7 protein-coding genes, 1 rRNA gene and 1 other annotated feature are annotated in these 7,566 nt (G+C 40.5%); of the genes, 1 reads left to right on the top strand and 7 read right to left on the bottom strand.

What is annotated here, in order from left to right; translation table 11 throughout:
- From O2Q26_RS11450 to O2Q26_RS11430, 5 genes are all read right to left on the bottom strand, one after another.
- A 16S ribosomal RNA gene (locus O2Q26_RS11450) occupies window positions 1-70 on the bottom strand; the annotation flags it as partial.
- 324 nt (window positions 71-394) lie between these two features.
- Entirely contained in the window at window positions 395-730 is a 336-nt protein-coding gene (locus tag O2Q26_RS11445; protein WP_289216021.1) for a rhodanese-like domain-containing protein, read from the bottom strand.
- Between the two features lie 20 nt (window positions 731-750).
- Window positions 751-1,062, bottom strand: coding sequence for a rhodanese-like domain-containing protein (locus O2Q26_RS11440; protein WP_289216020.1), 312 nt, complete (start codon window positions 1,060-1,062; stop codon window positions 751-753).
- 123 nt (window positions 1,063-1,185) lie between these two features.
- Window positions 1,186-3,600 (bottom strand): leucine--tRNA ligase, encoded by a 2,415-nt coding sequence (leuS, locus tag O2Q26_RS11435; RefSeq protein ID WP_289216019.1) that lies wholly within the window; start codon window positions 3,598-3,600, stop codon window positions 1,186-1,188.
- A gap of 58 nt (window positions 3,601-3,658) precedes the next feature.
- Window positions 3,659-3,874 (bottom strand) — a binding site (T-box leader).
- A 272-nt stretch (window positions 3,875-4,146) separates the two neighbouring features.
- Window positions 4,147-5,019, bottom strand: a complete 873-nt coding sequence (locus tag O2Q26_RS11430) for a WD40 repeat domain-containing protein (RefSeq protein ID WP_289216018.1) — start codon at window positions 5,017-5,019, stop codon at window positions 4,147-4,149.
- A gap of 98 nt (window positions 5,020-5,117) precedes the next feature.
- Between O2Q26_RS11430 and mnmM the strand changes: the two genes are divergently transcribed.
- Window positions 5,118-5,690 (top strand): tRNA 5-(aminomethyl)-2-thiouridylate-methyltransferase MnmM, encoded by a 573-nt coding sequence (mnmM, locus tag O2Q26_RS11425; RefSeq protein WP_289216017.1) that lies wholly within the window; start codon window positions 5,118-5,120, stop codon window positions 5,688-5,690.
- Window positions 5,691-5,696: 6 nt separating this feature from the next.
- On the opposite strand, the gene O2Q26_RS11420 is transcribed toward mnmM, so the two are convergent.
- Both O2Q26_RS11420 and O2Q26_RS11415 read right to left on the bottom strand, forming a co-directional pair.
- Window positions 5,697-6,770, bottom strand: a complete 1,074-nt coding sequence (locus tag O2Q26_RS11420) for a tetraprenyl-beta-curcumene synthase family protein (RefSeq protein WP_289216016.1) — start codon at window positions 6,768-6,770, stop codon at window positions 5,697-5,699.
- Window positions 6,763-7,557, bottom strand: coding sequence for an alpha/beta hydrolase (locus O2Q26_RS11415; RefSeq protein ID WP_289216015.1), 795 nt, complete (start codon window positions 7,555-7,557; stop codon window positions 6,763-6,765). Before O2Q26_RS11415 ends, O2Q26_RS11420 begins: the two co-directional genes overlap by 8 nt.
- Window positions 7,558-7,566 lie beyond the last annotated feature (9 nt).

Below are 7,566 nucleotides of genomic sequence, written 5' to 3'. Positions count from 1 at the left end.
TGCGCTCGACTTGCATGTATTAGGCACGCCGCCAGCGTTCGTCCTGAGCCAGGATCAAACTCTCCATAAAAGTTAGTTTGACTTGCTCATTTGCACACCGAATGTGCTTGTTTTACTTCCTTCTTTAATAGAAAGAAGACTTGACGTACTGGTTGGTTCGTTCAGTTTTCAAAGATCAATTGACTGCCTATGCGACAGTACATAAATTCTAACATAATCTTTCAAAGAATGTCAATAACTTTTAATAAGTTTTATAAATAAAGTTATTAAGTCGACAGCTTCTTCAACAAGATTGATTGCTCAAATAAGCAACTTTTATATCATAACTCGCTTTTGAAAGAATGTCAACAAAAAAAAACAAATCCAGGTCATTTGTTAAAAGCCTGGATTTTAACTATGCTGTTTTTACATAATAAATTGATTTATGCCGCTTTTTTCGGATTATGCGCGCAGCCAGCATGGCACCTCTTTTGTCATCCGTCACTAAAAGAATGTTTTTGGTGCATTCATAACGTTCTTTCAAAGCTCTTGGCAAATAACTCAAAGGAATATTCTCAGCCCCAGGGTATGGTGATCGGTGTGCCGAAATGTAATCACGAATATCTATCACACAAAACTCATCCCCCGAAACTTTCTGGCGCGTTAAAGGTTTTACAACATTCTTCTGATAAAAGTCTCTCAATAGTATAAATAGCAGAGTAATACTGAATAGAATAATGACCCATTCCATTTATCCGGTTTCCTTTCTTCCTAAAATACTAGCTCGCCCTTCCAATCGAGCATTCCGCCTTCAAGGTTATTAACTTTCTTGAAACCTTTTTGATTCAGGAATTCTGAAGCATTCATGCTCCTTTTACCTGAGCGGCATACCATCACATACTCTTTGGAAGAATCCAGGTTATCGACTTCTTCCGGTACATGACCTAATGGAATGTGCTTTGCAGTAGGGATCATGCCTTGAGCAACTTCTTCGTCTTCCCTAACATCTATAATAGCTAAATCTTTATTTTCCTCTAGTGCTTTTTGCAGTTCATCCGTAGTCATCACGTTAATTTCATTCATTTATATTCCTCCTTGAAAAGAGTAGTTCCAGTTTAATTCTAATAAAAATCATTCACTAGTCAAGAATTTGATTCTAAGTGAAGAAAAAGCTGCCTTTCCACTATAGGAAGGCAGCTTTTTGAATCAATTGGCTACGATATTAACAAGCTTTCCAGGAACTGCGATGACTTTACGAACCGTTTTCCCTTCCAACCACTCTTGAACGTTAGGATGTTCTAAAGCCGATTTTTCTAAATCCTCTTTAGATGCTTCAGGGTTCACCATCATTTTCGCACGTACTTTCCCCATAACTTGGATGACTACTTCAATTTCATCTTCCACAAGCTTTGATTCATCATAAGAAGGCCATGGTTCATAACTGATGCCGCCTTTGTGACCCAGCTTTTCCCAAAGCTCCTCAGCCAGGTGAGGGGCTACAGGTGATAGTAGTTTGACGAAACCTTCCATAAAGTGTTTAGGAAGCTCATCAGCTTTATAACTATCATTGATAAAGACCATCATTTGAGAAATACCTGTGTTAAACCTTAGCTCCTCAAAATTTTCGGTTACTTTTTGAACAGTTTCGTGGTAAGTCTTTTCCAATTCTGTATCGTTTGAACCTTCAATAATAGAGTCAGAAAGCTTTCCTTCCACAACAAACAATCTCCATACACGATCAAGAAAACGTCTGGCGCCGTCCAAACCGTTTGTTGACCAGGCAATAGAAGCTTCTAGAGGTCCCATGAACATTTCGTATAACCGTAATGTATCAGCACCATGAGTGAATACGATATCATCCGGGTTCACTACATTCCCTTTTGATTTACTCATTTTCTCATTGCCTTCTCCTAAAATCATGCCCTGATTAAACAACTTTTGGAAAGGTTCTTTCGTTGGTACAACTTCAGCATCATATAAGACTTTGTGCCAAAAACGAGCATATAGCAAGTGAAGCACTGCATGTTCTGCACCGCCAATGTACACGTCGATCGGAAGCCACTTCTTAAGCTTTTCATAATCGGCAAACACTTCGTCATTACCGGCATCGATATAACGAAGGAAATACCAACAGCTGCCTGCCCACTGAGGCATGGTATTAGTTTCCCTGCGACCTTTCATACCAGTAGCAGGGTCGACGACATTTACCCAGTCATCGATGTTAGCTAATGGGGACTCCCCCGTACCTGAGGGTTTAATTTCTGTAGTTTTAGGTAAACGGACAGGAAGCTCTTCTTCCGGCACAGCACTGATTGTTCCATCTTCCCAATGGATGATTGGAATAGGCTCTCCCCAATAACGCTGACGGCTGAATAACCAATCCCTAAGACGATACGTCGTTTTACGTGAACCCTTATTGTTTTCTTCAAGCCACTGAATGGATTTATTGATTGCTTCCTCTTTATCAAGTCCATTCAGCATACCGGAGTTAATGTGTTTTCCATCCCCCGTATAGGCCTCTTCTTCAACGTCTCCACCCTCTAGTACTGCAATAATAGGCAGATCGTATTTCGTCGCAAATTCGTAATCACGTTCATCATGGGCCGGCACTGCCATAATCGCACCGCTTCCATAGCTCATTAGCACATAATCTGCCACCCAGATTGGCAGTTTGTTGCCATCAATAGGGTTGATGGCATACGCGCCCGTAAACACACCTGATTTATCCTTCGCGAGATCTGTACGTTCTAATTCACTTTTGTTTTGAGCTGATTGTACATAAGTATTTACCGCACCTGCTTGCTCAGGGGTGACCACTTCGTTGACGAGCGGGTGTTCCGGAGCAAGGACAGCGTAAGTAGCACCATAAAGTGTGTCAGGACGTGTGGTAAACACTTCAAATGATTGGTTGTGATGAGCTATATCAAAAATAACTTCTGCACCTTCGGATTTACCGATCCAGTTCCTTTGCATGTCTTTAATGCTCTCGGGCCAATCCAATTCTTCCAGGTCCTCCAAAAGCCGATCAGCATATTCTGTAATCTTTAACATCCACTGCTTCATCGGACGCCTTTCTACTGGGTGACTACCTCGTTCACTTTTGCCATCAATTACTTCTTCGTTGGCAAGAACGGTCCCTAGTGCAGGGCACCAATTAACCGCCACTTCATCTATATATGCTAAATCTTTTTCATAAAGTTTTAAGAAAATCCACTGCGTCCACTTGTAATAATCAGGATCGGTTGTATTCACTTCACGGTCCCAATCATAGGAAAAACCTAACTCCTGAATCTGTCTTTTGAATGTAGCGATATTCTGTTTTGTGAACTCTTCAGGATCATTTCCTGTATCCAGCGCATATTGTTCAGCTGGCAAACCAAATGCGTCCCAGCCAATCGGGTGCAAGACTTCATAGCCTTGCATGCGTTTCATACGGGAAAGAATATCTGTTGCCGTGTACCCTTCTGGGTGGCCTACGTGAAGACCTGCTCCAGATGGGTAGGGGAACATATCCAATGCATAAAATTTATGTTTATCAGAGTTTGAATCTGTTTTAAATGTTTTATTATCAAGCCAGTAGGACTGCCATTTCTTTTCTATAGTTTTATGATCAAAAGCCATCTGTTTTCCTCCTAATAAATCTATATCAATAAATAAAAAAAGCCACTCATCCCTATTTATCAGGGACGAGAGACTTCTCCCGCGGTACCACCCAAATTAACGTCTGAACGCTCACTTGAAATCGATATCGGTGATTATACCGGAAGAAGTTACCACTCTTGTTCACTTCTTCGACATCAAAGGCGAGTTCACAAAATCTCAGGAACAGCTTGCACCAGCCGCTGCTTCTCTAAAACCATAAGAGTTTATTACTATTCCTTTTCAACGTCGTTACATATCTAATTTGTATATTATTGAAAGCGTGAAGCTTTGTCAAGGTCTGCTATACAAATGTTCAGCATCAATTGCCTTGTGGGTAAACGCCTGTAAACATAGCTGCAAAGCGGAAAGCCGTGTGAGAAAAATTATTCTCACAAAGAATAGTTCTATCAAAAAAGGTTCCCAGAAAACTATATGCACACGCAAAAGTTCATGCCGACTTGTAAAATATAATCCACGATTTAACAAATGAGCTCCACAGCTCCTAATGAAGCTGCGGAATTTTATTTACTCTCTATCAAAAAAACGTATACTTTTATCGGCTGAAGCAACAGCTATTTGTCGACCATCTGGAGAATAATCCACACCATAATTCCCTTTTGCTGGAAGAGATTTTTCTGTGCTGAAGAGATTGTTCAGTTGTATTCTCTTAAAGTTATAAGGCATAGCTACTCCCACTTCTTTATCATCATGCGACAGGGCAAAAGAGTAATAACCTTCGCCTCCTAAATTTAACTTCTCTAAAACTTGATGAGTCTCCATGTCCCAAATCATCATTGTGCCGTCATAACCGACGGAAATTCCATGTCGGTCTTCATCAAAGAACCGAAACCCCATTGTTGCATATTCATGACCGTCAACTTCCTCAATCATTTCACCTGAAGGTATTAAAAAACGCCGTATTTTGTTCCCCACTCCCCCGACTATGACATGAGGTTCTTGTTTAGCTGCACATAGAACTCCGCTGTTACGCTGATCACTTTTTCTCGTATACACAAGATCACCATCAGGCCATTCCCTTACACGGACATTCGAAGTTTTATTGCTGGTGACGAGATATTGCTCATCATAAGTGAGATGCATATGGCTCACTCCGGATTTCAAATCCTGTAAAGAAATCAACGGTTCCGATTGAGAGATCTCATGAAACAATATCTTACCATCACCCGAGGCAGAAATTAATTCCTTGCCGTTGTTCAGCCAAATAATACTGTTCACTGTTTGATTATGTCCCTCAAAAACTTGTACTTTTTCATACGTAGAGCGGTCCCATAGATACAATTCCCCATTAAAACCCGCTGATAATATGTAGTCTCCCTCTGGATGGTACTTCACTGCATTCACATGAGAAGAGTGACCTTGGATTTTATTACCATTCATTAAAAGCCAGCACCTTTCTTTATTGAATTCCTGCTTAATGGCATTTCATGTTAGAATGGCAACTGATTTAAACTTAGTAAAAGGGGATATCAAGAACAATGAAGTTAAAACGAGTTCTTCAATATGCACACGAATTAATGGAAGATACCTTACAGGAAGGTGATATCGCCATCGACGCAACATGCGGCAATGGTCATGACACCTCCCATTTGTGCAACCTTGTCGGAACAAAAGGCCATGTATATGCTTTTGACATTCAGTCTCAAGCTGTCGAAAATACAAAAAAAAGACTGAAGGAGAATCAGGTAGAAGAAAGAGCCACTCTCATTCAGCAGAGTCATCACAAGATTGAAGACCATGTACCTTACAGCCACCTTAATAAATTACAGGGGGCCATTTTTAACCTTGGCTACTTGCCGGGAGGAGACAAGACCGTCATCACGCAACCTGATCATACGATTGAATCAGTCACTTCCATTTTACACTACCTGCAACCAGGTGGACTAGTCGTATTAGTCGTCTATCATGGTCACCCTGGAGGTGAAGAGGAAAAAAATGCTCTTCTGGAGTTAGTGAAAGGACTTGGACAAAAAGATTACAGTGTATTGCAGTATGGGTTCATTAACCAAAAAAACAACCCTCCATTTATTGTAGCTATAGAAAAAAAGTAGATCGGGTCAGGACAATCCGTCTCGAATACGGTTATAAACTTTTGAATTAATATAGAAAAACTTTGCCTTATTGCCACTTGCCTTAAGCATAGATTTCACGAAACCTTTCGCCTGAAATAAGTATTTGACTTTCTGATCAGCTAAATACATCCCTACCAGACCTTCATGAATCATTTCATGAAAATGACGATGTGGGAGCTCCTTGATGGATTGATGAGTCTGATTTACAAAGTAGATGAATCGATCCTTCATTCGTTCCCCATCTTCATAATACGAACAAAAGTTAAGATCTCCTTCTCTGGCATCCTCATCCTGATCGATATAATAATCTAATAATATGTGGAGTCCTTGCATGTATGGGAAATAACTGCGTTCAATATCTTCTGCTAACTTTTCTGTCATTCCGCCTCCTAATGTATAGGAGACCAGACAGAATATTCCTAAGGTAGACCCAGTAGAAGCTGAAAATTCGTACCATTCAAGCTGAGGACATCCTGACCGATGATCTTCGAACCATTGTTTCAATCGCGGAACCCTCTCATCCTCCCTTACATGCTTGTACACTTGCAAGTCATTATAAAGACAGCCTAACTTTTTAATATGGGTATGTGCAATATTATAATGATCCGAATGCCTAAGTACTGTCTGACAAGTTTTCACTAAAGACTTAAGGTAACCGCCGTCATCTTTATCTTCTCTGAACTCGTAGTAATCTCTTGTGGAATTTGACGGGGTGAGAGCATCTGTCATAGCTTCGTGCAGCCTCCTAAAGTCCTTAGGGTCCATCGATGTACTTCGGTCACACAAATTATCCAAGTAATCACTAATAGTCTGGTAAGCCACGATGAATCGCACAGCCTGCTTCCAATTCTCATTTGCTAGTAAGGAATAAATCCCTCCTCCTTCACAATGAAAAGTTTTCGCTTCGATACTGGCAGTGGCTTGACTCCTCAACTCTTCGTTAGGAATCGCATGCGCTTCTTTCTTCCAATATTTAAGCTCTTTATGAACTTCAGGAAAAACTTGTCTGTAAACCTTATATAATAAAGGCACTGCACGTGTCGGGATCTTTTCAGTCACGTTGATCTCCCCTTTTTTGCTGATTGAGCAGCTGTTGATCGATAAAGTTGAGCATGTAAGTATAAACGAGTTTCCATTCGACTTCATTAAAAATTTCGTGATAATAATCCGGCCATTGTTTATATGTTTTCTCATCAGTGTTGATATTATTAAACCACTCATACGTTTTTCTATGATCTATTATCAAATCATCGCCAGCTTGCATGACAAGGGTTGGCAGTGCAGGAAATTCATCAGCTTGTTTCATAGCGTTTTTGATTGCTTTTTGGAATTCCAAATACCATCTTACAGAAACCCTTTCAATTATTAATGGATCTTCTTTGTGATTTTTAATTACTTCCTGATTCCTCGTAACCTTTTCTGGACTAATGGAAGATGATACCTTGAAGGAAGGACGGACGAAGTTGACTAATTTAGAAAATCCTACCGTCGGTTTAGACGGCCCGTTCAATATTCCAAGCGCTGGAGATGACAAAATGACACCATTCACTTCAGGCTTATATTTTTGAAGTGTGCGGATGACGACTACCCCTCCCATACTGTGGCCTAAAAGAAAAATCGGGTGTTGTTTCCCTGCCTGTTCTATCCACTGCAGCAGAGTATGTAAATAATCATCAAACTTCCTTATATGCCCCTTTTCTTCTTTAGATTTGCCCTGGCCAAGAAGGTCGTCAAGAATGACAGAAAAGCCATCACTCCGAAGTCTTTCTGCTAAGTGCTGATAGCGGCCAGCATGTTCAAAGGCACCGTGGACTATGATAACCGTAGCTTTTACTTTATTCCTCATTACAATCGC

This window comes from Halobacillus campisalis, from assembly GCF_030345335.1.
GTDB lineage: Bacteria > Bacillota > Bacilli > Bacillales > Halobacillaceae > Halobacillus_A > Halobacillus_A campisalis.
Note: the sequence above shows the minus strand (reverse complement) of the source record. Positions and strands in the feature narration are given on the sequence as shown.

Coding starts and splice junctions, on each gene's coding strand:
- O2Q26_RS11445 (WP_289216021.1), bottom strand. CDS start 730: ATGGAATGGGTCATTATTCTATTCAGTATTACTCTGCTATTTATACTA.
- O2Q26_RS11440 (WP_289216020.1), bottom strand. CDS start 1,062: ATGAATGAAATTAACGTGATGACTACGGATGAACTGCAAAAAGCACTA.
- leuS (WP_289216019.1), bottom strand. CDS start 3,600: ATGGCTTTTGATCATAAAACTATAGAAAAGAAATGGCAGTCCTACTGG.
- O2Q26_RS11430 (WP_289216018.1), bottom strand. CDS start 5,019: ATGAATGGTAATAAAATCCAAGGTCACTCTTCTCATGTGAATGCAGTG.
- mnmM (WP_289216017.1), top strand. CDS start 5,118: ATGAAGTTAAAACGAGTTCTTCAATATGCACACGAATTAATGGAAGAT.
- O2Q26_RS11415 (WP_289216015.1), bottom strand. CDS start 7,557: ATGAGGAATAAAGTAAAAGCTACGGTTATCATAGTCCACGGTGCCTTT.